The sequence below is a fragment of the Clostridium sp. MF28 genome, from assembly GCF_002969175.1.
GTDB lineage: Bacteria > Bacillota > Clostridia > Clostridiales > Clostridiaceae > Clostridium > Clostridium beijerinckii.
On record NZ_CP014331.1, the window covers coordinates 5,259,666 to 5,284,317 of the forward strand.

At 28.2% G+C, this 24,652-nt stretch carries 27 protein-coding genes and 1 pseudogene; 27 read left to right on the forward strand and 1 reads right to left on the reverse strand.

Annotation, left to right across the window (positions count from 1 at the left end):
- Positions 1 to 6 precede the first annotated feature (6 nt).
- The 21 genes and pseudogenes from spoIIIAF (at position 7) to AXY43_RS23320 (ending at position 18,996) form a co-directional block, all read left to right on the forward strand.
- Positions 7 to 606 (forward strand): stage III sporulation protein AF, encoded by a 600-nt coding sequence (gene spoIIIAF / locus AXY43_RS23220; RefSeq protein WP_077868086.1) that lies wholly within the window; start codon positions 7 to 9, stop codon positions 604 to 606.
- A gap of 11 nt (positions 607 to 617) precedes the next feature.
- Positions 618 to 1,238 carry a stage III sporulation protein AG gene (gene spoIIIAG, locus AXY43_RS23225; RefSeq protein ID WP_011969022.1) on the forward strand — a complete coding sequence of 207 codons (621 nt, stop codon included), beginning with the start codon at positions 618 to 620 and terminating at the stop codon, positions 1,236 to 1,238.
- Positions 1,239 to 1,277: 39 nt separating this feature from the next.
- Positions 1,278 to 1,793 carry a SpoIIIAH-like family protein gene (locus AXY43_RS23230; protein ID WP_105412219.1) on the forward strand — a complete coding sequence of 172 codons (516 nt, stop codon included), beginning with the start codon at positions 1,278 to 1,280 and terminating at the stop codon, positions 1,791 to 1,793.
- A gap of 101 nt (positions 1,794 to 1,894) precedes the next feature.
- Positions 1,895 to 2,275, forward strand: a complete 381-nt coding sequence (locus tag AXY43_RS23235) for an Asp23/Gls24 family envelope stress response protein (RefSeq protein WP_011969024.1) — start codon at positions 1,895 to 1,897, stop codon at positions 2,273 to 2,275.
- A 131-nt stretch (positions 2,276 to 2,406) separates the two neighbouring features.
- A complete protein-coding gene (gene nusB / locus AXY43_RS23240) occupies positions 2,407 to 2,802 on the forward strand; it encodes a transcription antitermination factor NusB (RefSeq protein WP_065416376.1) in 396 nt (131 codons plus the stop codon).
- A 133-nt stretch (positions 2,803 to 2,935) separates the two neighbouring features.
- Entirely contained in the window at positions 2,936 to 3,784 is an 849-nt protein-coding gene (locus tag AXY43_RS23245) for a bifunctional methylenetetrahydrofolate dehydrogenase/methenyltetrahydrofolate cyclohydrolase (protein ID WP_105412220.1), read from the forward strand.
- Positions 3,774 to 4,973, forward strand: a complete 1,200-nt coding sequence (gene xseA, locus AXY43_RS23250; RefSeq protein WP_105412221.1) for an exodeoxyribonuclease VII large subunit — start codon at positions 3,774 to 3,776, stop codon at positions 4,971 to 4,973. The genes AXY43_RS23245 and xseA overlap by 11 nt, the downstream gene beginning before the upstream one ends.
- Positions 4,974 to 4,985: 12 nt before the next feature.
- Positions 4,986 to 5,210, forward strand: coding sequence for an exodeoxyribonuclease VII small subunit (locus AXY43_RS23255; RefSeq protein WP_011969028.1), 225 nt, complete (start codon positions 4,986 to 4,988; stop codon positions 5,208 to 5,210).
- The gene (locus AXY43_RS23260) at positions 5,197 to 6,066 is read left to right on the forward strand and encodes a polyprenyl synthetase family protein (RefSeq protein WP_077868090.1); all 870 of its coding nucleotides are present in this window, start codon (positions 5,197 to 5,199) and stop codon (positions 6,064 to 6,066) included. The genes AXY43_RS23255 and AXY43_RS23260 overlap by 14 nt, the downstream gene beginning before the upstream one ends.
- A gap of 17 nt (positions 6,067 to 6,083) precedes the next feature.
- Positions 6,084 to 7,940 carry a 1-deoxy-D-xylulose-5-phosphate synthase gene (dxs, locus tag AXY43_RS23265; protein WP_039770546.1) on the forward strand — a complete coding sequence of 619 codons (1,857 nt, stop codon included), beginning with the start codon at positions 6,084 to 6,086 and terminating at the stop codon, positions 7,938 to 7,940.
- Positions 7,941 to 7,952: 12 nt separating this feature from the next.
- Positions 7,953 to 8,762: a TlyA family RNA methyltransferase gene (locus AXY43_RS23270; RefSeq protein WP_023974707.1), complete on the forward strand. Its 810-nt coding sequence runs from the start codon at positions 7,953 to 7,955 to the stop codon at positions 8,760 to 8,762.
- A 16-nt stretch (positions 8,763 to 8,778) separates the two neighbouring features.
- A complete protein-coding gene (locus AXY43_RS23275; RefSeq protein ID WP_011969032.1) occupies positions 8,779 to 9,633 on the forward strand; it encodes an NAD(+)/NADH kinase in 855 nt (284 codons plus the stop codon).
- Positions 9,630 to 10,082 (forward strand): arginine repressor, encoded by a 453-nt coding sequence (locus AXY43_RS23280; protein WP_011969033.1) that lies wholly within the window; start codon positions 9,630 to 9,632, stop codon positions 10,080 to 10,082. The genes AXY43_RS23275 and AXY43_RS23280 overlap by 4 nt, the downstream gene beginning before the upstream one ends.
- A 19-nt stretch (positions 10,083 to 10,101) precedes the next feature.
- A complete protein-coding gene (recN, locus tag AXY43_RS23285) occupies positions 10,102 to 11,790 on the forward strand; it encodes a DNA repair protein RecN (protein WP_105412222.1) in 1,689 nt (562 codons plus the stop codon).
- Positions 11,791 to 12,018: 228 nt separating this feature from the next.
- Positions 12,019 to 13,209 carry a SpoIVB peptidase gene (spoIVB, locus tag AXY43_RS23290; protein WP_017208905.1) on the forward strand — a complete coding sequence of 397 codons (1,191 nt, stop codon included), beginning with the start codon at positions 12,019 to 12,021 and terminating at the stop codon, positions 13,207 to 13,209.
- 607 nt (positions 13,210 to 13,816) lie between these two features.
- Positions 13,817 to 14,637, forward strand: a pseudogene (spo0A, locus tag AXY43_RS23295) (sporulation transcription factor Spo0A).
- A gap of 173 nt (positions 14,638 to 14,810) precedes the next feature.
- Positions 14,811 to 15,827, forward strand: a complete 1,017-nt coding sequence (locus AXY43_RS23300; protein ID WP_105412223.1) for a tyrosine-type recombinase/integrase — start codon at positions 14,811 to 14,813, stop codon at positions 15,825 to 15,827.
- 15 nt (positions 15,828 to 15,842) lie between these two features.
- Complete coding sequence (locus tag AXY43_RS23305) at positions 15,843 to 16,079, forward strand: hypothetical protein (RefSeq protein ID WP_105412224.1); 237 nt, start codon at positions 15,843 to 15,845, stop codon at positions 16,077 to 16,079.
- Positions 16,080 to 17,436: 1,357 nt separating this feature from the next.
- A complete protein-coding gene (locus tag AXY43_RS23310) occupies positions 17,437 to 17,787 on the forward strand; it encodes a DUF3102 domain-containing protein (RefSeq protein ID WP_278337351.1) in 351 nt (116 codons plus the stop codon).
- A 223-nt stretch (positions 17,788 to 18,010) separates the two neighbouring features.
- Positions 18,011 to 18,676: a hypothetical protein gene (locus AXY43_RS23315; RefSeq protein WP_105412226.1), complete on the forward strand. Its 666-nt coding sequence runs from the start codon at positions 18,011 to 18,013 to the stop codon at positions 18,674 to 18,676.
- A 125-nt stretch (positions 18,677 to 18,801) separates the two neighbouring features.
- Positions 18,802 to 18,996, forward strand: a complete 195-nt coding sequence (locus AXY43_RS23320; RefSeq protein ID WP_105412227.1) for a hypothetical protein — start codon at positions 18,802 to 18,804, stop codon at positions 18,994 to 18,996.
- A 54-nt stretch (positions 18,997 to 19,050) separates the two neighbouring features.
- Here AXY43_RS23320 and AXY43_RS23325 read toward each other — a convergent pair whose 3' ends face one another.
- Positions 19,051 to 19,206, reverse strand: coding sequence for a toxin-antitoxin system protein (locus tag AXY43_RS23325; protein WP_206608164.1), 156 nt, complete (start codon positions 19,204 to 19,206; stop codon positions 19,051 to 19,053).
- A gap of 181 nt (positions 19,207 to 19,387) precedes the next feature.
- Between AXY43_RS23325 and AXY43_RS23330 the strand changes: the two genes are divergently transcribed.
- The 6 genes from AXY43_RS23330 to AXY43_RS23350 all read left to right on the forward strand — a co-directional run bounded on the left by AXY43_RS23330 (position 19,388) and on the right by AXY43_RS23350 (position 24,538).
- Positions 19,388 to 19,795: a hypothetical protein gene (locus tag AXY43_RS23330; RefSeq protein ID WP_105412228.1), complete on the forward strand. Its 408-nt coding sequence runs from the start codon at positions 19,388 to 19,390 to the stop codon at positions 19,793 to 19,795.
- A gap of 131 nt (positions 19,796 to 19,926) precedes the next feature.
- Positions 19,927 to 20,724, forward strand: a complete 798-nt coding sequence (locus AXY43_RS23335; RefSeq protein ID WP_105412229.1) for a helix-turn-helix domain-containing protein — start codon at positions 19,927 to 19,929, stop codon at positions 20,722 to 20,724.
- A gap of 420 nt (positions 20,725 to 21,144) precedes the next feature.
- The gene (locus AXY43_RS23340) at positions 21,145 to 21,813 is read left to right on the forward strand and encodes a hypothetical protein (RefSeq protein WP_105412230.1); all 669 of its coding nucleotides are present in this window, start codon (positions 21,145 to 21,147) and stop codon (positions 21,811 to 21,813) included.
- A 96-nt stretch (positions 21,814 to 21,909) separates the two neighbouring features.
- On the forward strand, positions 21,910 to 23,097 hold the full coding sequence (locus AXY43_RS23345; RefSeq protein ID WP_105412231.1) for a DUF3102 domain-containing protein: 1,188 nt from the start codon (positions 21,910 to 21,912) through the stop codon (positions 23,095 to 23,097).
- A gap of 21 nt (positions 23,098 to 23,118) precedes the next feature.
- The gene (locus AXY43_RS28140) at positions 23,119 to 23,292 is read left to right on the forward strand and encodes a hypothetical protein (protein WP_181246063.1); all 174 of its coding nucleotides are present in this window, start codon (positions 23,119 to 23,121) and stop codon (positions 23,290 to 23,292) included.
- Between the two features lie 127 nt (positions 23,293 to 23,419).
- Entirely contained in the window at positions 23,420 to 24,538 is a 1,119-nt protein-coding gene (locus tag AXY43_RS23350) for a hypothetical protein (protein WP_105412232.1), read from the forward strand.
- The last annotated feature ends 114 nt before the right edge of the window (positions 24,539 to 24,652 follow it).

Sequence of the window (24,652 nt, forward strand, 5' to 3'; positions counted from 1 at the left end):
AATAATATGTTTATGGAAGCTTTAAAAAAATTTGTAATTACCCTTGTGACTGTTCTTATATTTATGAGCGCTGTAGAGATGATTGCTCCTAGTAAGATGAAGAAATATATAAAATTTGTCTTGGGATTAATACTAATAACAATTATATTAAATCCAATATTGCAAATTGTAGAAGGTGGAGAAAAAAACTTTACAGATGTAATTAATAATTATGAACAAGCATTTTCAAAAGATAGAGATACAGCTAATTTTGAAAGTATAAATACATTAAGCAAAAGTAATACAGATGATGAGAGAAAAAAAGCATTTGTAGCCAACTTTAATAAAAATTGTGATAACATTTTAAAAAATAATTTCAAAGAGATGAACTTTAAGAGCGAAGTTGATTGTGATGTGGATTTTAGTAAAGTAGCTATAAATGTAAAGAAACTTAGGATAGGTGTAAGTAGTAATAAAATAAATAAAATAAAAAAAATAGTAATAAGCAAAGGTGCAGATGAAAATAACGAAGGAAAAAATGCGGAATATAGTGAAATAGCTGATTTTGCAAGCAATGAATTAAACATTCCAAAGGAGAAAATAGAAGTATATGGATTAGAGGAGTAGGAGGTATATATATGGATAAAGATAAATTTAAAAAAGAATTTAGCAAAATACTAGAGCAGAAAAAGATGAAAAGTCTTATAGCAGTTTGTATAATACTTGCATTTATACTTATTGCTATGAATGTATTTTCATCTGGCAACAATAATTTTAGCAGCAATAAACTATCATCTACCGCAGCTAAAACAAATGCAGAAAATGTAGATGATACTAAAATAAATAATGAATCAGATGAAAAAAATTATGAAGAAAAACAAAAAAATGATTTAAAAAACATATTAAAGAAAATGAATGGAGTTGGTGATGTTGAGGTAATGATGTCTTTTGAAAATGGGGGAGAAAAAGTTCCGGCGTATGATAATAATAATCAAAAGTCAACTACAGAGGAAAATGATACCGAGGGTGGAAAAAGAGTTACAAATCAAGACACAGATACGTCAAAAACTGTAATGACAACATCTGATGGGAATAATGAACCATTTATTTTGAAAACCTATAAGCCTAAAATTACTGGGATAATAATACTTGCAGAAGGTGCTGACAATAGCAAGATAAAATATGGAATAGAACAAGCTGTGTCAAAACTATATAACTTAAGTTTAGATAAGGTTAATGTATATAGCATGAAGAAGTAGCATATAATTTTATAGAAAAAGAATGGGAGGAAGAATATTATGACAAAGAAACAATGTGGGATTATATTTACATTATTAGCATTAATATTATGTGTAGGAATGCTAGCAGCAAAACTTAATAACGGAGGGCTAAATGATCCAACAGATTTAAGCCAGGTTTTATCTACTGATCAATCAAAAACTGAACAAGATACACAGGCTTTAAGTCAACAAAATTATTTTTATGATGCGCGAAGCGAAAGAGATCAACAGGATTCAACTACAATACAAACTTTAAATTCAATAATTTCAGATGGAAATACATCAAAGGAGCAAAAGGATCAAGCAACAAAAGAGTTAACACAAAAAACAATGACAAAAGATAGTGAAGGAAGAATAGAATTAAGTATCAAAAATAAAGGTTATGAGGATGCTTTATGTATGTTACAATCAGATAAAGCAACAGTAATTGTTAAATCACCTAATGAACTTCAAGAAAGTGAAACTGTAGCTATACAAGAAATAGTTCAAGAGATATCAAAAATTAAAGACGTAATAATACAAGTACAAAAATAGTATAAAAACCATAATATATTTGTAATGTTAAATTATATTTGATATAATGAACACAAGATTATCATGTTTTGTTATCACAAAACCTAGGAGGTTAAAGTAACATGGAAGATTTAGTTAGAGAAGAAAATATCGGAGTAGTTAAAATTTCTGATGAGGTAGTAAGCGTTATTGCAGGAATTGCTGCTCAGGAGATTGATGGAATATTAGATGCTCAAATGGGTGTTGCAAACAACTTAACAAACATATTTAAAGGTAAAAAGAACACCGCTAAAGCAAGTAAAGTTACTCTAGAAGAAGATAAAGCAATTATAGATATGAACGTATCAGTTGAATATGGTAAAAAAATAATGGAAGTTGTGCCTCAGGTGCAAGATAATGTTAAGAAAACCGTGGAAGCTATGACGGGACTATATGTTGAAGCCGTTAATATCTATGTTCAGAATATTTATATATCAAAAAAGGAAGAAAGTGAATCTAACTAGTTTGATTTTCACCCTCTGAAGCTTTCAGAGGGTGTTTCTATGCTGAAATTAACCAAGGTTTAAAAGAAAGCAAAAGTGTGTATAATGATAAATGTACATAATTAACTATGATACATATTTAGGAGGAATATATGAACAGAAAATTATCAAGGGAAAAGGCTATGGAGTTACTATTTGGAATGACTTTGAGCAAAGATACAATGGAAGATGCAGTGGAAGCATTTGTAGAGAATTATGAAGGGGATATAAAAGAGATTGACTTAACATATGTAAAACAAGTGTTAATTGGTGTAAACAATAATAAAGAAGCAATTGACAAAGTTATACAAGAGAATTTACATAACTGGAAAATTGAAAGAATATCTAAAGTTAATTTAAGCATTTTAAGAATTGCAACATACGAATTATTATATGATAAGGAAGTACCAAGAGGTGTTGCCATCAACGAAGCTTTAGAAATTACAAGAAGATATTCAGATGAAAAAAGTGTATCGTTTATAAACGGAGTACTAGATAAGATTAAGTAGGACTAATTTTTATATACTAATACATTTTAAATATACATGATTTATAACTTAATTTTGTTTAGAATATTTGCAATAAAGATACTTAAAATTATATAAAATAGGATTACAAAGTGAAAGTAGGTAGAATGATAAAATGGGGCAAATTATTAATGGTAAAGAAGTTGCATTAAAAGTGAAAGAAGAAATAAAAAATTTTGTTAATAATAGAAAAGAAAAAAATCTTCAAGTTCCTAAAATTGCATCAATATTAGTTGGAAATGATGGTGGATCTATTTATTATATGGGCAGTCAGGAGAAAGTAGCTAATTCTCTTGGAGTTGAGTTTCTAAAATTAACTTTACCAGAAACTTGCAATGACGAAGATGTTATAGCAGAAATACATAAATTAAATGAAGATAATAATATTCATGGAATTATTCTACAGTTGCCACTTCCGAATAATTTTGATGAAAAGAAAATTATCAAGCAAATATCTCCTAATAAGGATATTGATTGTCTTACATTTGAGAGTCAAGGAAAACTATATATGGGAGAGCCAAAATTTTTACCTTGTACACCTAATTCAGTAATTACCTTAATTAAAAGTCTAAACATAGATATTGTAGGGAAGAATGTTGTAGTCCTTGGAAGAAGCAATATAGTTGGAAAGCCAGTAGCTCAGCTTTTATTGAATGAAAATGCGACAGTTACAATTTGTCATTCAAAAACTAAGAATCTAAGAGAAGTTTGCAAGAATGCAGATATTTTAGTAGTAGCTATAGGAAGACCAAAATTCATTGATGAAACATACGTAAATGAAAATGCGATTGTAATAGATGTTGGGACATCATCTTTTGAGGGTAAAATAACTGGAGATGTAGATTTTGATAAGGTAATAGATAAATGTAGATACTTAACTCCAGTTCCAGGTGGAGTTGGCTCGTTAACAACTACTTTATTAATAAAAAATGCATGTGAGGCTTTACGGGAAAATGAATATTAAGACTTTAACTGTTTCAGAGGTCACAAATTATATAAAAAGAATGTTAGACAATGACTTTATCTTAAGTAATCTCTCTGTAAAAGGGGAGATTTCTAATTTGAAGTATCATAGTAGTGGTCATATTTACTTTACACTTAAAGATAGTAGTGGCAGGATAAATTGCGTTATGTTTAAAAGTAATGCAGTATTATTAGATTTTCCATTAGAAGAAGGAATGGAAGTTATTATTAAAGGTAGGGCATCAATATACCCTGCCACTGGAAGCTTCCAACTTTATTGTGATGAGATAAGAAAAGAAGGCTTAGGAGATTTATTCATTAAATTTGAGAAACTTAAAGAAAAACTATCTAAAGAAGGATATTTTGATGAAGCATATAAAAAGGAATTACCAAAGTATCCTCAGAGAATAGGAATAGTTACATCGCCAACAGGAGCGGCAATAAGAGATATTATAAATGTTTCAACTAGAAGAAGCAGTCTTGTGGATGTAGTGCTATATCCGGCAAAAGTACAAGGTGCAGGTGCCTACAAGGATATCATTTCTGGAATTAGTTATTTTAATAGAAAGAAATCAGTAGATATAATTATAGTAGGCAGAGGCGGAGGTTCCATAGAGGAATTATGGAATTTTAATGAAGAGGAGTTGGCTAAGGCGATTTTCAAATCTAAAATACCCATAATTTCAGCAGTAGGGCATGAGATAGATTTTACGATTTGTGATTTTGTAGCAGATGTCAGGGCAGCAACACCTTCTCAAGGAGCTGAGATTGCTGTTCCACTTAGTGATAATATAAAAGATAGATTACTAGATATTTCAAAGAATTTAGATAAGTATATAAGTGATAGATTAGATACTTGTAGAAATAATTTATCAGGAGCTCAAAGAATTTTAAAGGTTCATTCTCCGATGGCTAAAATATCTAATTCATATTTAGAAGTGGATAGATTACAAGATAGGTTGAATTTTGCAATGAGAACGAAAATTAAAGGAGAAAAGAACAAAGTAGAAAATTTAAATAATTTGCTTTTTGCTCATAATCCAATTAAGGTAATTTCAAAAGGATATGCTATAATAAAAGATAATGAAAATAATATTATTACATCGAAAGAACAGCTAAATGAAGATAAAAATATAGAAGTTATTCTTAAAGATGGCAATATAGAAGGAAAATTCATACCATCAAAATGAGGAGTTTGAGATATGGCTAAAAAAGAGAGTTATGAAGAAATGTTAACTAAACTTCAAGATATATTAAGCAATTTAGAAACAGATGACTTGAATCTTGAGGAATCTATGAAATCTTATGAAGAAGGTGTTAAACTTGTAAATAAGATTTATAAGATTTTAGATTCCTATGAAGCTAAAATTTCTATAATTAAAGATGATAAAGAATTGGAGTTTAGTGAAGATTATGGAGATAAATAATTTAAAAAAAGATATTAATGAATATTTGGAAAATTACTTCAGTGAAAAAGGAAGTTTTAATAGAATTATATATGATTCATGTAGCTATAGTTTGAATATAGGTGGAAAAAGAATACGACCAATATTGCTTTCGCTAACTTATTATATATACAAAGAAGATTATAGGAAAGTTATACCAATGGCCGCTGCTATGGAAATGATTCATACATATTCATTAATTCACGATGACCTTCCTTGTATGGATAATGACGATTTAAGAAGAGGAAAACCAACAAATCATATTAAATTTCAGGAAAATATAGCAGTTCTTGCAGGAGATGCTTTATTAAATGAAGCTATGATAATAATGATGGATTATGCGATAAAAAGTGAAAACAATGCTTTAAGAGCAGCACATGAGATAGCAGTTGCGGCAGGCGCAGAAGGTATGATAGGCGGTCAAGTAGTAGATATTATTTCAGAAGGAAAGAAGATATCAAAAGATGAGCTAGAATATATGCATGCTAAAAAAACAGGTGCACTTATTAGAGCGGCAATAGTTTCAGGAGCAATTTTAGCTGAAGCGCCTGAAGATGATTTGAGATTATTAAGGGAATATGGTGAAAAGCTAGGGCTTGTTTTTCAAATAAAAGATGATATATTAGATGTTATTGGAGATAGTAATATATTAGGTAAAAATATACATGCAGATGAAGAACATAATAAAACAAATTTTATATCGGTCTTTGGATTAGATAAGTGCAAAGAATTATGCGAAACTTTAACTAAAGAATGCATATCTATTCTTAACAGTTTGAGTGTTAATTCAGATTGCTTAGTTGAACTTACATATACTCTTTTAAATAGAGAAAATTAATAGAGGGAATGATTATTATGAACTTACTGGATAAATTAAATTTTCCAGAAGATTTAAAAAAGCTTAATGAAGAAGATTATAAAGTTTTAAGTAGTGAGATTAGAAAATTTTTAATAGATAGTGTCTCTAAAACTGGTGGCCATTTAGCATCTAATTTAGGGGTTGTTGAATTAACATTAAGTTTATTTAAAGCCTTTAGTTTTGATAAAGATAAAATAGTATGGGATGTAGGACATCAGAGTTATATTTACAAAATTTTGACTGGAAGAAAAGAAGGGTTTAAAAAGCTTAGGAAATACGATGGAATAAGTGGATTTCCTAAGAGAAATGAAAGTAAATATGATTATTTTGACACAGGCCATAGTAGTACTTCAATATCAGCAGCTCTTGGAATTGCAAGGGCAAGAGATTTAAAGAAAGAAAAATATAATGTTATCTCTGTTATAGGTGATGGTGCGCTAACAGGTGGAATGGCAATCGAGGCTCTAAATGATGTTGGGTTTAGAAAAACAAAATTAATAATTATATTAAATGATAACCAGATGTCAATTTCAACAAATGTCGGAGGATTATCACGATATTTAAATAAACTTAGAATAGCTCCAGTATACAATAAGTTAAAGACTGATATTCATGCATCTTTAGATAACTCAAATCTAGGTAAAAATATAGCGGGAAAAATATCTAAAGTTAAAGATAGCATAAAGCAATTAATAGTTCCATCTATGTTTTTTGAAAACATGGGGGTAAAATATATTGGACCAATTGATGGGCATGATATCGATGCAATGACAGAGGTGTTTATAAAAGCAAAAGAAATAAACGAACCAGTAATAATACATATTTTAACTCAAAAAGGAAAAGGTTATGCGCTAGCAGAAGAAAGTCCAAGTAAGTACCATGCGGTAGGAGCATTTAATTTAGAAAGCGGTGAATCAAATGCATCACCAAAGAATAGCTATTCAAAGGCATTTGGAAAGGCACTAGTAAATCTTGGAGCTCAAGATGAAAAAATAGTTGCAATTACAGCAGCTATGCCAGAAGGTACAGGACTTAAGTGCTTTTCACAGAAATTTAGAGATAGATTCTTTGATGTGGGAATAGCAGAAGAACATGCAGTTACTCTTGCAGCTGGGATGGCGAGTAACGGTTTAAAACCTGTTTTCGCAGTTTATTCAACATTTCTACAAAGGGCGTTTGACCAGGTATTGCATGATGTTTGCATTCAAAATCTTCCAGTAGTATTTGCGATAGATAGAGCGGGAATAGTTGGAGAAGACGGTGAAACTCATCAAGGCATTAATGATTTATCCTATTTATCTATGATCCCTAATATACATATAGTTGTACCAAAATGTCTAGAAGAAGTTGATGTTTTATTAAAGTGGGCAATTAACAAAAATGCGCCAGTTGCAATAAGATATCCAAAGGGTGGAAACATAATTGATACTCTTTCACCAATTAAAGAGGTGGTAGAAGGACAATGGGAAATAGTAAATAGAGGTTCTAAGGTTTGTATTATTGCAACTGGCAGGATGGTTCAACATGCAATGCTTGCAAAAGAATTCCTATATGAGAAAGGATTAAATCCAACGGTTATTAATGCAACATTTGTTAAGCCAATTGATAAAAAATTACTAGAAAATATAAAAAAAGAAGGATATAATATTTTAACAATAGAGGATAACATTTTAAAAGGCGGGTTAGGTTCAGCTGTAAAAGATTATTTAAGTGAAATAGATTATAAAGGAACTATTAGATCACTTGGATATGATGATGAATTTATTCCTCAGGGAAATGTAGAAATCTTGTACAAAACATATAAATTAGATTACGAGAATATAAGCAAGATTGTTATGAAGCTTTATGATTAAAAGGAGAAACAAATGGCGGAAAAAAAAGAAAGACTTGATTTACTTTTAGTAGAAAAGGGCATAATTAATTCTAGAGAAAAAGCAAAAGCTTGTATAATGGAAGGTAAAGTTTATGTTGATGGCCAGAAAGTAGATAAGGCTGGTGAGAAAGTAAGTTCTAATGCTAATATTGAATATCGAGGAGAAACACTTAAGTATGTTAGCAGAGGTGGACTTAAATTAGAAAAAGCAATGAAAACTTATAGCATATCATTAGAGAATAAAGTGTGTATGGATATAGGGGCATCCACAGGCGGATTCACTGATTGCATGCTTCAAAACGGTGCTTCTAAAGTGTTTTCTGTAGATGTTGGGTATGGACAGTTTGCATGGAAACTTAGAACTGACGAAAGAGTAGTTTGTATGGAAAGAACAAATATAAGATATGTTACTCTAGAAGATATAGGAGAACCTTTGGACTTTGCATCTATAGATGTATCTTTTATATCATTAAAAAAAATAATGCCTGCGACAATAAATTTGCTAAAAGATGATGGAGAAGTTGTTGCACTTATAAAGCCTCAATTTGAAGCTGGACGCGAGAAAGTAGGAAAAAAAGGCGTTGTAAGAGAGATAAGCACACATAAAGAAGTAGTGCATGATATTGTAGACTTTTTATTACAGCAAAACTTAAATGTTTTAGGTGTGAGTTTTTCTCCTATTAAAGGGCCAGAAGGAAATAGAGAATATTTAGTGTATTTTACAAAGGATAAAAATAAAAAGAGTGATTTTGGAAAAGATGATATAGATGAAGTTGTTGAAAATTCACACATAGAAATTTAACTTCCTTGGAGGGGCTATGAATAATATTGGGATTGCAATTAATCCATCAAAAGATGTAGATAATAGAATATTGAATATGGTTGTAAAAAAATTTAAGGAAAAGTTTAACTTGAAAAATATTGAAGTTTTTAATTCATTCGATATAGAAGAGCAGAATTTAGCAGATATTGATTTACTTATCGTATTGGGTGGAGATGGTACACTCCTTGGAATAGCTAGATCTTTAAATGATAGTTTTAATTCACCTATCTTAGGGATTAATATAGGCAATTTAGGATTTTTGTCAAGTGTAGATATATCAGATATTGATATTGCTCTTGAAAAATTAAAAGACGGGAAATATAAATTTGTTGACAGAATGATGTTAAATTGTAAAGTTGAATCAGATGAAAATAAAGAAGAACTTAAGGCTTTAAATGATGTGGTACTGGCTAGAGGAACTCTTTCAAGAATGGTGAAATTTACGATATTTGTAGATGGAAAGATATATTCTACATTCAAAGGTGATGGACTTATTATAGCAACACCTACTGGATCTACAGCATACTCATTTTCAGCAGGAGGACCATTTATATATCCGGATTTAGAACTTATAACAATAACTCCTATATGTCCTCATACTAAAAGTATGCAAACTATCGTATTAAAAGGAGACAGTGTTATAGATATATATGCGGACCATGAAGAAGAAAAAATTTATTTGACTGTAGATGGTCAAAAGGCTATTAAAATTAATCATGAAACTTCGGTAAAGGTAAGTAAAAATAAAAAAAGTGTAAAATTACTTGTATTTGATGATTATGATTATTTTAAAGTCTTGAGAAGTAAGATTTTGAATAATTCTAAAGAATGTGATGGTGAGAAACTTTGAAATCAAAAAGGCATACTAAAATATTAGAAATCATAGGCTCAAGAGAAATAGAGACACAAGAAGAGTTGGCAGATGCATTAAAAAAAGAAGGATTTGATGTCACACAAGCGACTGTATCTAGAGATATAAAGAATTTAAAGTTAATAAAAATGCAATCGACTAATGGTAAATCTAAATATGCTGTGTCTACAGGAGAACAAAAAAATATCATTGATAGATTAAGCAATATTTTAGCTAATACAGTGCTTTCAGTAGAAAATGTAGATAAAATGGTTGTAATAAAAACTATAACAGGGTCGGCACCAATTACAGCTGAAGCTATTGATAATTTGGAAAGTGCGGATATTGCAGGAACAGTAGCAGGAGATAATACTATTTTCATTTTAGTTAGAAGTTTGGAAAGTGCTGAAGATTTGGTTGATAAAATAAGAAAAAGAATGTCATCATAAATATTAAGGGTGGGATGAAATGCTAATTCAATTAAATATCAAAAATTTTGCGTTGATAGAAGACATGACGATAAATTTTAGTGAAGGGTTTAATATACTTTCAGGAGAAACTGGAGCAGGAAAGTCCATCATGATAGATGCAATCGACTTTGTTCTTGGTGGAAAGTTCTCGAAAAATTTAATAAGAACTGGTGAAGATAGAACATATGTAGAGGCATTATTTTCATTAGAAAAATCAAAAGTTTCTGAGGTATTGGAAGAATTAGATATTGAGTATGAAGATGTCTTAATAATTTCGAGAGAAAGTCATGCGAGTGGGAAAAACTTGATAAAGGTAAATGGGAAAAGCTTAATTACTTCACAACTTAGAAAAATTAGAGCAAAACTTTTAGATATTCATGGACAACATGCTAATCAAGAACTTCTACAAAGAAATACTCATATATCATATTTAGATGGATTTATAGGAGATGAGATGATACATCCTATAGGTAGATTTAGCGATTTAAGGGCAGATTTAATAAAAATAAGAGAAGAAATTAATAGGATTTGTGGCAATCAAGATAGAGAAAAATTGCTAGACTATCTTAAATTTCAAATTGAAGATATTGAGAAAGCTAAATTAAAAAAGGATGAAGAAGAAACTTTAAAAGAAGAATATAATATTTTAGCAAATGCTGAAAAAATTAATAATAGTTTATCTATCTCATATGGAATGCTTAGTGGAAACGAAGAGTTAAATGTGATTGATTCCATATCAAAGATAATGCACGAACTATCTAATGTAGAAAATCATTTTGAAAAGATTAAGAAGAATAAGCAATTAATTGAAGAAGCATTTTATACTTTAGAAGAAGCTAGTCGTGAGATCCGTGACATGGCAGAAGAGATTGTTTTTGATCAAGATGCGTTGGAGAAAGTAAATGCTAGAATTTATGAAATAAATATTTACAAGAAGAAATATGCGCCAACAATTCCAGAGATCTTAGATTATTATGAAAAAATAAAAAAAGAATATAATGAAATATTAAATTCTGAACAAATAATAGAAAGTCTTAAGGAAAAAGGGAAAGAAATTCTATCTAAAATGGAAAAAGAAGCGTTAATTCTTCATGAACTAAGAGTAAGAAAAAGTAAATTCTTAGAAGAAAAAATATTAAGAGAACTTACGTTTGTTGGTCTTGAAAAATCAAGAATGGAAATAAGTATAGTTCGTCAAGAAGAGTTTAATGAAAAGGGATTTGATGATGTTAGTTTTTTAATATCTACAAATCCAGGAGAACCACTTATGCCGCTTGAAAAAGTATTATCAGGTGGAGAACTGTCAAGAATAATGTTAGCTTTAAAATGTGTTTTTGCTGAGAAGGATGAAATACCAACATTAATTTTTGACGAAATAGATACAGGAATAAGTGGAGCAGTTGCACAAAGAGTTGGAGAAAAGATGTATCAATTATCAGATACGCATCAAGTTTTATGCATAACTCATTTGCCGCAGATTGCTGTATTATCTGATCATCATTATTTTGTTATGAAAAAAGTTAAAGATAACAAAACATTTACAAAGATAAAGGTTTTAAAAAAGGAAGAAAAAGAACTTGAGATAAGTAAAATGTTAGCAGGAGACGATGTAACAGAAGCTACATTAAATAATGTTAAGGAAATGATAAAATTAAGTGAACTAAAAAAGCTAGAAATTCAAAAATAAATACATATAGAAAATAAAATTGGTAAAAATAAAACCATGTAATTGCATGGTTTTATTTTTTTATTTTTATAATTTTGGAAATTTATATATAAAGTAAAAGAAATAAAGTTATATACTTTTAAAATTTAGTATAAGCTAAATTTTTTGACTACAATAACAAAGTTCTTATAGGATAAGACTTGAGTGCAGTGGGAAAATTAAATTTAGTAAGTAAAGGAGGAGAGAAATATGAAGAGAAAAATTTTATGTGCTACTAGTTTAATTATGACTCCAATCCTTATTCTAATTTTATTTACCACGATGAGCATAAGGAAATTACCAAGTAAGATTTATACAAGAGATGAAAAGACAGTACAATCAATTGCACCCATAGGAAACACCATAAGTAAGATTGGTAATAACGATAATGAGTATGAGATAAAATTTTTAGGAATGATTCCTCTGAAAGCTGTCGAAGTACAAAAAATTAAAGATTTAGAGATATGTCCAGGCGGAAATCCAGTCGGAGTTAGAGTGAATAGTGAAGGCGTGATTATTGTTGGATATTCTGAAATTGAAATCAATAATAAGAAAGAAGAAAGTCCTGGTAAGGCTGCTGGACTTGAAATTGGTGATGTAATACTAAGAGTAAATGGTGAAAATATGGAGAATTCCATGGATTTATTAAAAACAATTAAAGAATGCGATAATGAAAGTATAAAGGTTGATATTTTAAGAAATGGTGAGAATCTCACAAAAACAATACATCTAAAAAAAGAAAATAATAAAGATTATAAAATAGGATTATGGATAAGAGACTCAACTGCAGGAGTGGGAACAATGACTTTTTTTGATCCAACTACTAAAAAGTTCGGAGCATTAGGACATCCGATAACAGATGCAGACACAAATGAACCATTTCTAGTAAAGAAAGGAGACTTATTAGAGTCATCTATAATAAGTGTTAGAAAAGGAGAAAAAGGATCACCAGGTGAATTAAAAGGAATTTTTTTAAACGAAGAGACACCAACTGGAAACATTGAAAAAAATACGCAAAGTGGAATTTTTGGTGAAATCAAAAATACTCAAGTATTAAATAATAAAATTAAACCTCTTAAAGTTGGGTTTAGGGATGAGATATCTGTAGGAAAAGCTAAAATAATTACAACAGTAGATGAGAGTGGTCCACAAGAATTCGACATTGAGATTGAAAAGACTTTAAATCAATCTATTCCAGGATCGAAAAGCATGGTAATAAAAATTACTGATCCAAGGCTATTACAAAAAACAGGTGGAATTGTTCAGGGAATGAGTGGAAGTCCTATAATTCAAAACGATAAAATAGTTGGAGCGGTCACTCATGTACTAATAAATAAACCTGATACCGGATATGGTATTTATATAGAGTGGATGCTTCAAGAAGCAGGAATAATAAAATAAAAACAAATGATAGGTAGCGTATTTAAAAATCGCTACCTATATTTGCTTTTGTTTTGAGTCTGATATAAAATAATTTGAATTTATGGAATATAAAATAAACATAGGAAAATATAGTATTAATTTATAGTGTTATATTATATAAAAGTACATAATTTTAAAATAATTATTAATATATAATTTCGATATAGATTGTAGAAAAAGAAATATAATTATATAATAAATATGTATTCGCTTAATAATTGAGAATTTAGGAAATATATAGTTACATTTTTACTTAAAAAAATACTTTAAAAGTATTTTGTCAGAACCTATTTACTTTCTGAGAAAAAAAGTGTATAATTTACAAATAGTGGAAGATGATAAAGTAATATTAATCGGACTTAAGAGATATTTATGTAAAAGGGAATATATTAATAGAAAAATTACTATTGCAAATGTAGACGTACATACCCTATTAATGTCAAGGATCTTACAATAATTTGTAGAAGTAATATATTGTGTTATATTGTACAATGATGGAACTATTTAATAAGATATGGTTATAGGGGTTAAATAATATATTAAAATACAAACATAATAAAAGAATGGACAAAAGGAGAGAAAAAATATGGAAGATTCAAAAATATCTGTACTAATTGCTGATGATAACAAAGAATTTTGCAGTATATTAAATGATTATCTACTTAATCAAAAAGATATAGTTGTCACAGGAATTGCAAAAGATGGTAGAGAGGCTTTAGAGTTAATAGTAGAAAGAAAGCCTGATTTAGTTATTCTTGATATAATTATGCCACATTTAGATGGATTAGGTGTTTTAGAAAAATTAAATACAATGCAATTGGAAAAGGTTCCAAGAATAATAATATTATCAGCAGTAGGCCAAGATAAGATTACTCAACAGGCAATAACTCTTGGTGCAGATTATTATACTGTAAAACCTTTTGATATGGAAGTATTTACAAAGAGAATCAGAGAAATGTTTAATAGCTCTGCAGCAGTTCAAGAAACAAATATGAGAAATTCGTATGCATCATCAATGATATCTACTCCAAGTGAAAATAAAGCAAAGGCGCCTATTGATTTAGAAACGGAAATAACTAATATAATACATGAAGTTGGAGTACCAGCTCATATTAAAGGTTACATGTATTTGAGAGAAGCTATAACAATGGTTGTTAACGATATGGAATTATTATCGGCAGTAACTAAAGAGTTATATCCTTCAATAGCTAAGAAGTACAATACAACAGCTTCAAGAGTTGAAAGAGCAATAAGACATGCAATAGAAGTAGCATGGGGAAGAGGTCAAATAGAAGCGATTAACAGTTATTTGGATATACAGTGCATAATGATAAAGGTAAGCCAACAAATAGTGAATTTATAGCTATAATAGCTGATAAATTAAGACTTAAAAATAAAGTATCTTAGTAAGCGCACGGTTAAGCCAAAGTTTGTTGAAACCCATACCAATAAAGTGGTGAGTTTATTGGTATAGAAATATGAAAAAACATGAGATTATAAATTTCAAGCCTATAAATATGTAGAATAAAGCATCTTTAATATATTGGTTAAAAAATCAATATGTTGGAGGTGTTTTTTTCTTGCCCAGAATTTCTAAAAAATTAAAATCAATAGATGATATTATAGTTAATTATCTGGAATATTGTAATTATAAAAATTTAAGTCTTAAGACTATAAAATCATATCATCAAACTCTTATGCTATTTTCAAAATATTTAGAAGAAGAAAAACAAATAACAGATATCAGCAAAATAAATAAAAACATTGTAGAGGAATATATAAGCTTTACTAAAGAAAGAGGTAAATATGCCTTTGTGTCATCAGAGGAAGGCGCTATTAAGGCTAATATAGAGAAAAGAAGTGATATAGGGAAAGAAGTATCAGATTCGACCCTTAATAACTATCTGAGGAATATAAAAGCATTTGCTACTTACTTAGAAGACAATAATATATCTAAAAATACAAAAATACATGAATGTAAATTCATTAGGACAGAAAGAAGGGCAAAAGAACAATTAACTGATGCTGAATTTAATCAATTAGTAAAAGCATTAGATTGTACTCAATATCATCAATTTCGTGATCTCACAGTGATTAATCTGATTTTTGACACAGGAATGCGACTTTCAGAAACACTTCATCTAACAACAAATGATATTGATCTATTAAGAAGAACAATATTAATTCCAGCAGATTTGACAAAAGGTAGAAAAGACAGAGTTGTTTTTTATAGTCCACAAATGGCCAAGCTCTTACAAAGATGGCTGAGATTCAAAGATACTATGACGGAAACAGAAATTTTATTTCCAACTCAAAGAACTAATACATTTATTTCAAATCCTAATTTCGAGAGGAATTTTAGAGGATATTTGAAAAAGGCTGGGATAAAGAAATATGTTACGCCACATGGCTTACGTAATCAATTTGCTAGGAGATTTTTATTGAATAATGGGTCATTAGTTGTATTGTCTAAGATCTTAGGGCACAGCTCGTCAAAAGTGACTGAACAGGCTTATCTTGACATAATGGATGAGGACTTAAGAAAGAAATATCAAGCATATAGTCCTTTAGCTAATATGGATAAAGATATTTATTAGAAAGTAGGTGTCAATATGCAAGTAAACATCAATCACAATAAAACAACTAATGGATTTGCTGAAAGAACAATTCTAGTAGATATGTATGAATTTAATGAGATTTCATTAAGTTTAGAAGATAGATTACAAACTTTAGAAATTAGATTAGAAGACTATAAAAATAGTGATTTTGAAAAGTTGAAAGAATTAATACCAAAAACAGAAGAAAAAATAGAAAGATTAAAAAAGATTATTGAAACTTTAAAAAATTAAACAAAAAATAGTAGGGTGCTACCAACACTCTACTATCTAAACAATAATTAAATATTGCTTTATAATTCCCTTTTGAAAAGGAATTAAACCATTACGCTAATAATAGTTTAACTCTTTTAAAAAATAAGGTCAAGAGGGTTTTATTAACTATACTTAAAAATAGGTATAGTTTACTTGCTATGCACTTGGACAAGTATAAAATATCCTAGTCGTTTGGTTAGCGGATGCAGAAAATAACCACGTCATATAAGGCTAGTATTAATTATCTTTGTTATAAATGCTAGGAAAGTGTTTGTATGACGTAGGTGCGTGGCGACCAATACCTTTATAAATAACAGCTTCGGTGGTTACTTGGTGTCTAAAGGCAGGTAAAGAGTAGTAATTCAACATATTGGACAAGTATGATATGGTAAAACTATTTATACAGAGATGTAATTAATAACAAAGATTTAAAGCGATTCCGATTCAACTCAAAACATTAGCTTTAGAGTTAATTTACTTATGAGCTATCAAGAACTTAATTTTTTGGTAGCTTATAGGTAAATTAATTTTTTTTTGCTCAAACCTTTCAATCTAAAACATTATTCTCTTGGCATTATTCAAAGTCAAGCTTAACTTTAAAATTATTTAGTAAATCAGTCTTTGGTAAGAAAATAAAAAATGACTTATTGTGGTGTAATAAGTCATTTGAAAATAGTACTGAGTTTGGACAATATTAAATTATAGTTGCAGTAATAATTTAATAAGCTTAACAATTATAATTATAATTATAAGAGGTAATTATGACAACATTATGTCAAATTAATTAACTTTGTATAAATTATTTTATTTAAGATAGTGAATGAAATAATGAGTAGACAATTATAAAAATAAAAAGGATAACCTATCTGTTACAATAAGTTATCCTTTAAACGATTATTATATTTTTAAGTAGAAGGATAATTAATAAGAAATTATCTTACAATATTATTATAACAAATAATCATTATAAAATTATGTAATATATGTTAATTTAATATAAATATTTTCTTAAATAAAATTAAGGTTTGGTGAATGTTTTGTGAATATTTAAAGAAATAAAAACAACCTGCTTAGGGGAGCAGGTTGAACTTATAAAGGTAAAATACATTTACCGATACGGGGGTAAAATAATAATGCTTTAATTATTTTACAATTACTATTATAAACGATAAATATTAAATGATTCTTTACTAATTATGAAGTTATTGTAAATAAATTAGTAATAAAAAATAAAAAAAAGGATAATCTGCTAGGGTGCAACAAATTATCCTGAATACTGTGTTATATATATTTAATAGGGGTAAATTTCTATAAACAACAAACAGCAATAGGAATAATAGAAATAGGAAAAAGATTGATAGAAGCAAAAGAACAAGTATCTCATGGAGAATGGGGTAAGTGGCTTGAAGAAAAAGTTGAGTTTACACAGTCGACTGCAACAAGATTTATGAAATGTTATAATGAGTATGATGCAAATTTTGTGGCGACGCACAATTTAGGAACTGATAAATTGTTTAAGTTACTAACTATACCACAAGAAGAACGTGAAGATTTTATATCTAAACCACATGAAGTAAATGGACAAACTAAAACTGTTGAGGATATGACTTCAAGGGAATTACAGAAGATTATTAAATTTTTTAATTGTATATATTTTATTTATATATTTAGCAATATTAAAAGCTAGTAAAACACAGGAATGCGGGTTAAAAGTATATAAAAATTAATAATTAATGTAAACAAAATATATATAATTGTATTGAAATATAAAGAAAAGTGAAGTAAACAATATATATAGCTAGAATTAAAGATTTAATCATTAAAAATAAGCTAATATTAATTGATATGAATAAATACACCTATATTTGGATAATATTATAGTTGAAATTAAATTTAATGGAGGCTATATTATGGAATATTTGGATAACAATTTTTTAAAGAAAGGTATATATGGCATTGAAGATTGTAATATAAATAAAATAGTATATATTGGAAGCACTAAAGCAAATTTTGCCACAAGAACTGGAAGACATATTCAAGATTATCAAAAAAATAGACATTGTAATAAAAAATTAGTTGAATTGTTTAAAAGTAAAAATTTTAGATTTGTAATTTTAGAATCAGGTGAAAATTATACTAACAAAAAATTACTTGATAGAGAAAGGTATTATAGTGAAAAATATAATGTTTATGAAGAAGGATATTGTATAAATATAGGAGGTGGTAAACTTAAAGAAGAAGAACCTACTCAATGGATAAAACTATTTGAATATACTGATGATGTGAAAAATGCCAGAAAATATATCAAAAAATACTGGTTAAATAAAAGAATAGATAAAAAGCAAAGAAAATTTATAGGAAATACTCTAAAAGATAAATATAATATAAAATTCACAAGATTTAAAATAGTAATAAGGCAATTGGGTTTTGAGATTTTAACTTATAAAGATCAAGTGCATTGGTATATAAAAGATTTTCTAAGCGATGAGGAAGAGGAGTGTAATATTTTCCAAAAATATCAGGGCCATTGGTTGTATACTCCTGATAAATTAAATGATAAAAATAAAATAGAATAACTAAATTTGCTTTAAAGAACATCCCGACAAACTTATGCAATTTAAAGGAATTATTTACTTTTTGTAGAAATATAGAGATAACTAGTAAATAAGCTGGCTAATATTTTTATGAGGAGGTGAGAAGGATGGGATATAATAAAGATGTATTAGACCTAATTATGGCTACAATAAGTAATAATTCTGTAAAAGTAGAATATAATTCTGTAAATAATGCTAATGAACCTATATATATTATCCAAGGATTGGATACAAATAGAACTGGAATAACTTTTGAACAATTATATAGTTTTTATGAAAACAAACTTAATAAAATTAAATAGAAAAATTAAAAGGACAACTCATATTGCAGAGAAGTCCTTTTTTAGTGTAATGAATTATTCTTTTTTGTTATCTTCCCAATGTTTTATCAAAACATTATTAAGATAATTGCTAAGATTTCTATTATCTTTCTGTGCTAATTTTTCTAAGTTGTTTTTTAATTCTTTATCAACTGTTACAATAATTCTAGTTTTATCTCCTCCAATTGCCAAATATATCACCTCCTATAATACAATTATCATTTCTAAATCATTATACAACATAAATGATGAAAAGTGAATGCTTTTTATTCAAAAGTGATTGACAAGTGATTCACTTAGATGTATTATAAATATAAGGTAAAACAAATCAACAAACAACCTTATAAAAATAAAAATTGAGGAGAGTGTTATTATGGGAAATGCATTAATGAATGAAGAGTTTTACAAAGGTAAAGGAATTGGGTTTCTAAATCTAGATAAGTTAAATATTAATCAAATGAGAACAGATATTGATTATTTAGACTTTATAGGATATCTACTAGAGCGTGATGAATTGGACGAAGGCATGAATGTTATTACATATGAAAATTGGAATGAATTTCACTGCACAGATGATGAAGAATATGAGATGAAAATCAATAGAGTTGAAGCTGGACAAGATTTTTATAAAAAGGCATTTAATATGACTCCAAATGAATTTGCAAAGAATTTTGTTTGTCTAGAGGAGTTGGAAGGATACGAAGAAGACCAATATTTAAGGTTTATTAAGTTAAATATTGGTGGAATACAACAAGGATTCATAATTGATGGTGGGTTGTAAGAGAAGAATATCAATGGTTTAAAGGTATTTTAATTTTTTTTATAAAATTTTGCTTGCACTCAGCAAACAAAAGTAGTATATTAATATTGTAATCATGATTGCTAAGTGCAAACAAAGGGAGAAAATATTAAATGATAGGGTTAGAATACGTATTGAAATTATTTGAAATGACACAACAAGATCTTGCAGATAAGCTAGAAATAAAAAGACAAAATATTGATTCGTGGATTAGAGGGAAAAGAAATATACCTAAGAAACATCTATCTAAATTGGTTGAAATATTTAATATTCCAGAAAAATATTTTCAAAAAGAATTAGATTATCAAGATAAAGAGAAAATACAATTGATAAAAATATATGGTACAGACGAGGCTGCACTAGGATATAACAACGATCCAGATGATGATTATTTTTCTAAAGTCGAAGAAATGTCTAAGAAAAAGATATATCAATATAATACAAAACGACAGATGTTAATAGATAGTATAAAAAAAAATCTTGATATAGGGCTAGGAACTAATGAATATAATTCAGGTGTTTATTTAACACAAGTATTAATTAAAGAATATTATATATATTTAATACAAAAATTCATAGATATCATTAATGAACAACAAACTATTAATGATGGAATCTTACTCAAAGTGTTACTTGCTTATGAAATATTCAAAGGTAAGGATTCAACAGAACTAATTCGTGGATATAATAGTGCTGAAGTGAAATTTATATATGAGATAAGAGATTCTTTATTAAAAGAGGAGAAAAGAGAAAACAAAGAAATAGAGGATAGAGAAATAGAAGCAAAAGAAGAAAGAGAAAATATAGATAAAATAGGATTGGAAGAATATAAGAGACAATTATTTGAAGAATATGATTATGAACTATTGGAACAATATGAAGAATACTTATTGAAGAAAAATGAAGGTTAAAAATTAAATCAACTGAAAGGGATGATGGAAATTGATTGTAAAATAATCTCAAGGTAATACTTGACATGAATTTCTTAAAGTTGTAAAATAAACAATGAGACGACAAAAACAAGCCATAACCATATATTTTTATAGGCTTAGCTTTATTATAGACATTTTAGTAACGTATTAATCATTATTTCCCAGATAATAATTAATCGACATAACGATCTTTGAAAATCGCATATAGATTTATAAATTACTTTACGAAGTTTTGATACAAAGTGTATAAAATTTATCTTTTACAATTAAGATTATACCTTATGACGTATATTGTGTCAATACATTTTATATAATTCGGTAAGGTATTTAATACCACTTATAAAAGTATTTTAGTGCAAAGTTTAAATAAATATATAAATGAAAGAGGGAACAAGAATTATGAAGAAATATGACTTAGTAAAGTTTTTAAGTATATTAGGAGAAATCATTCAATTGGTAGAAACTTCAAAAGTGAAATTTGATGATAACAAAGAAAATTATATAATTCAAGATGAATGGAAAGATGGGAATAGACTTGCGGTAGAAATATTAGAATCAGATTTACAACTAGAACAAATAGCAGATCAGTACTATGCAGATAGTAAAAATGGTGGAGTGTCAGTTTATTATTGTAAACAAAAAGATAAATATATAGTTGAAAATGTTTCATATTCTCAAGGAATTTATTCAGAATCAAAGTGGTTTGATAAAACTGAAGAGGCCAAGGATAAGAAGATATTTGAAGAAATAATTAAACCTCATATGAAAGATAACAAGATAAAAGAATTTAGACAAATTATTATGGAAGCTTGCAAATCATATGACAATGTGAATTGTTATGGAATTGCTTTATTAATGAACAATGAAACAGGTAATATGAGTTATGTTCAAATAGCTGGAGATAATGAAATTACATCAGGTGAACATAATGGAACTCAAGTTAGGATATACAATGTATATAACAAAAATAAGATTAATTATTTGGCAGAGGCTAGACAAGCATATGAAGAATATAGCTATATAGTTGAAGATGTAACACCATTAGAACCAGATGATATGCCTTTCTAGTGTCCCAGAGTAGGACAAACTATCCTACTCCACACCATATAAAAAGCCAATTTTATTGGGATACAAAATAAATTATTAGAAGGAAGGATTGAGTTAATGACTAAGGTATTAACGAAAAAAGAATATAACCAATTATCAGAAGATGAAAAAACAATGGCATCATTGATTAGTGATATAGTTACAGCTAAAGAAGATATAGCTAAGAATATATTAGAAATAGGTAATAAATTATATGTAGCAAAACAATTAGTGCCACATGGAGAGTGGGAATCATGGTTAGCCGAAAAGGTGGATTTCAGTGTCAGAAGTGCTCAAACATATATTAAAACTTATAAGATCATGATGGATTTACCTGAAGAACTAGATTCAACTTTAGGTAAATTAGGTTCAAGTAAGCTTGTAGAAATAGCAACTATTAAAAAGGATGATATAGAAGGATTTATCACAAGTACTCATAGTGTTGATGGTACTGAGAAGACAGTTGATGAAATGAGTGTGAGGGAATTAAAAGAAGTAATCAAGGAAAATAAAAAATCCAAGAAGAAATCTAAACAGAATAAAAACGCAGATGTTTGCGTAAATGAAACTGAAAAAGTAGTTGATGTTGATTTTAAGGAGAGCCAACAGGAAGAATCAACACTAACTGAAGAACAAAAATTATCTAAAATAATAAAAGAGCAGCAAGAATTGGAACAACAATTGAAGATAAAACAAAGACAAGCTAAGGAAACCAAAGAAAGTATATTGAAGAATAAAAAATCATTAGATTTAAAAGTTGAATTTGAAGAAGTATTAAAAGATGGGATTTTTTATAGTAAAGAGCTTCATTATAATGTTTATTTAATTAGAGGTTGCTCTAAGGAAATTGTATTAGAGGATTTATATGCCGACTGGATAATTGGATTTGAAGTAGATGGAGAGAGGGATATTATAAGTTCAAATTTAAGAGTAAATAGAAATTTATTGCAAGAAGAAAAAGATTTTATAATTGGTGAATGTCTAAGATTTAAGGAAAAAGCGATAAAACGTAATGAAGAAATAAAGAATATGAGTACTTGGGAAGAAGAAATGTATAAAAAAATTAATGAAAAAATATCTAAAAAACAACAAGAACCCCAAGAAGTACAAGATCTTAAAAAAGAATTTATAATTGCTGGTTATAAAGCATTGGCTAAGAAATATCATCCAGATTGCAATCAAGGAGATGCTGAAGCAGAAGATAAGTTTAAAGCAGTTGGAGTTCTAAAGGATATGTTCTTACAACAACAAAATTTATTGAATTAAAACCGAAGGAGGTCTATAAAAATGGATATGAATAAAATATGCAAAGAAAACGCTATTGAGAGGAAAATAATTGAGCTTGAACAGGCTAAACAGAAACTTTATGACCTAGGATTAGATGATGAAGATAGATATAACAAATTCATGGAATTGGATGATGAAATAGATGAATTAATGATGAAGCATGAAAGTATCTAAAGACTAAAAAAGAATTAAAACTAAATAACAGGCATGGATTATCTAAGGAATTTATATTTATATATTCGTTAGTTATTTTTCGTGCCTATATACTAAATAAAAATTGCGAAGGAGTGTTATTTATAAGATGAATTTAGAATTAAAGGCTTATAAGAATTACAAAGAAATTTGTGCTGCTATGGATTGGGTACCAACAACAGGAAAAGGACGACCACTACAGTTTAAAGATTTGGAGAGATTTTGTAATTATCATAAACAGGGACAAAAAATTATAATTGATGAAATATTTTCAGAGCCATTACCTAAAGAAGATAATAAGAGAAATTCTATATATGCTGAGAACGTGGACAAATTATTAGTACATATGTGTAGTGAATTATATGATAGTAAATATAAATACATAGAATTATCAACTAATGGAATGCTAGTTAAACTTCATATGATTAATAGAAATTATAGAATTGGTAGAAATAATATTGATAAATTCAGTAGATATTTAGAAATTCCAATAGAAACTCTATATGATTTCTTTAACAGTACACACAAGAAAAATAAGGATATAACAGAGTCAGGACTAAATAGATTAAAAAACAAATGTCTTATTGATTGGTACTTAGTTAGAAAAGTTTGCACTGTTGATGGAGATTATAGAAATGCTACAGATGCTGAACTTGAGGGGATAAAGGAAATAGAACAAGAAATATTAAAAAATCTTTATCTAAAATCTAAGAAAGACGTTTTTACAAGTGGCAAATGGAATAAATTCATGAAAGAAAAATCAAAGATGTTAAGAGAAATGATGAACTTACAATTTGATTTTGATGTTTACCATATTGTAACTACTAAGTCTTTTAGAACAATGTTACTTGAGGAGCAAGAAAAGGAATCCATTGAATGGGAATTAAATTGGGATATTCAGTCGAGTGCGATTAAAAGTGCTGAAAACAGACATACAAAAATCTATGAACAATATAGACCATCTGAAACATTAACTGGTAGAAGAAAGTATTTCGGTATACCTTACTATGATAAGGAAAAAAATAGATTTTCAAAAGATTATATTGATGATACTAAAAGAGTAATAAGAATTTGTATAGATGCAATTGATCCAATAGATTTATGGGAAGCTATTAAAGATATTGAAGATAAGAAATATACATATCATGAATCAACATTAACTGATACACAAAAAGAATATGAGTTACTTGGAGTGAATACAGCAGAATGGGATGCATTATTTGGATAATAAAAAATTAACACCTAAATCCCTATATGATTTAGTGTTGATCTATCATACTACCTGCTATGGTGTTAAATTTTCATAAACATAGTAATATAGCCATTTATAAGCATTGACATG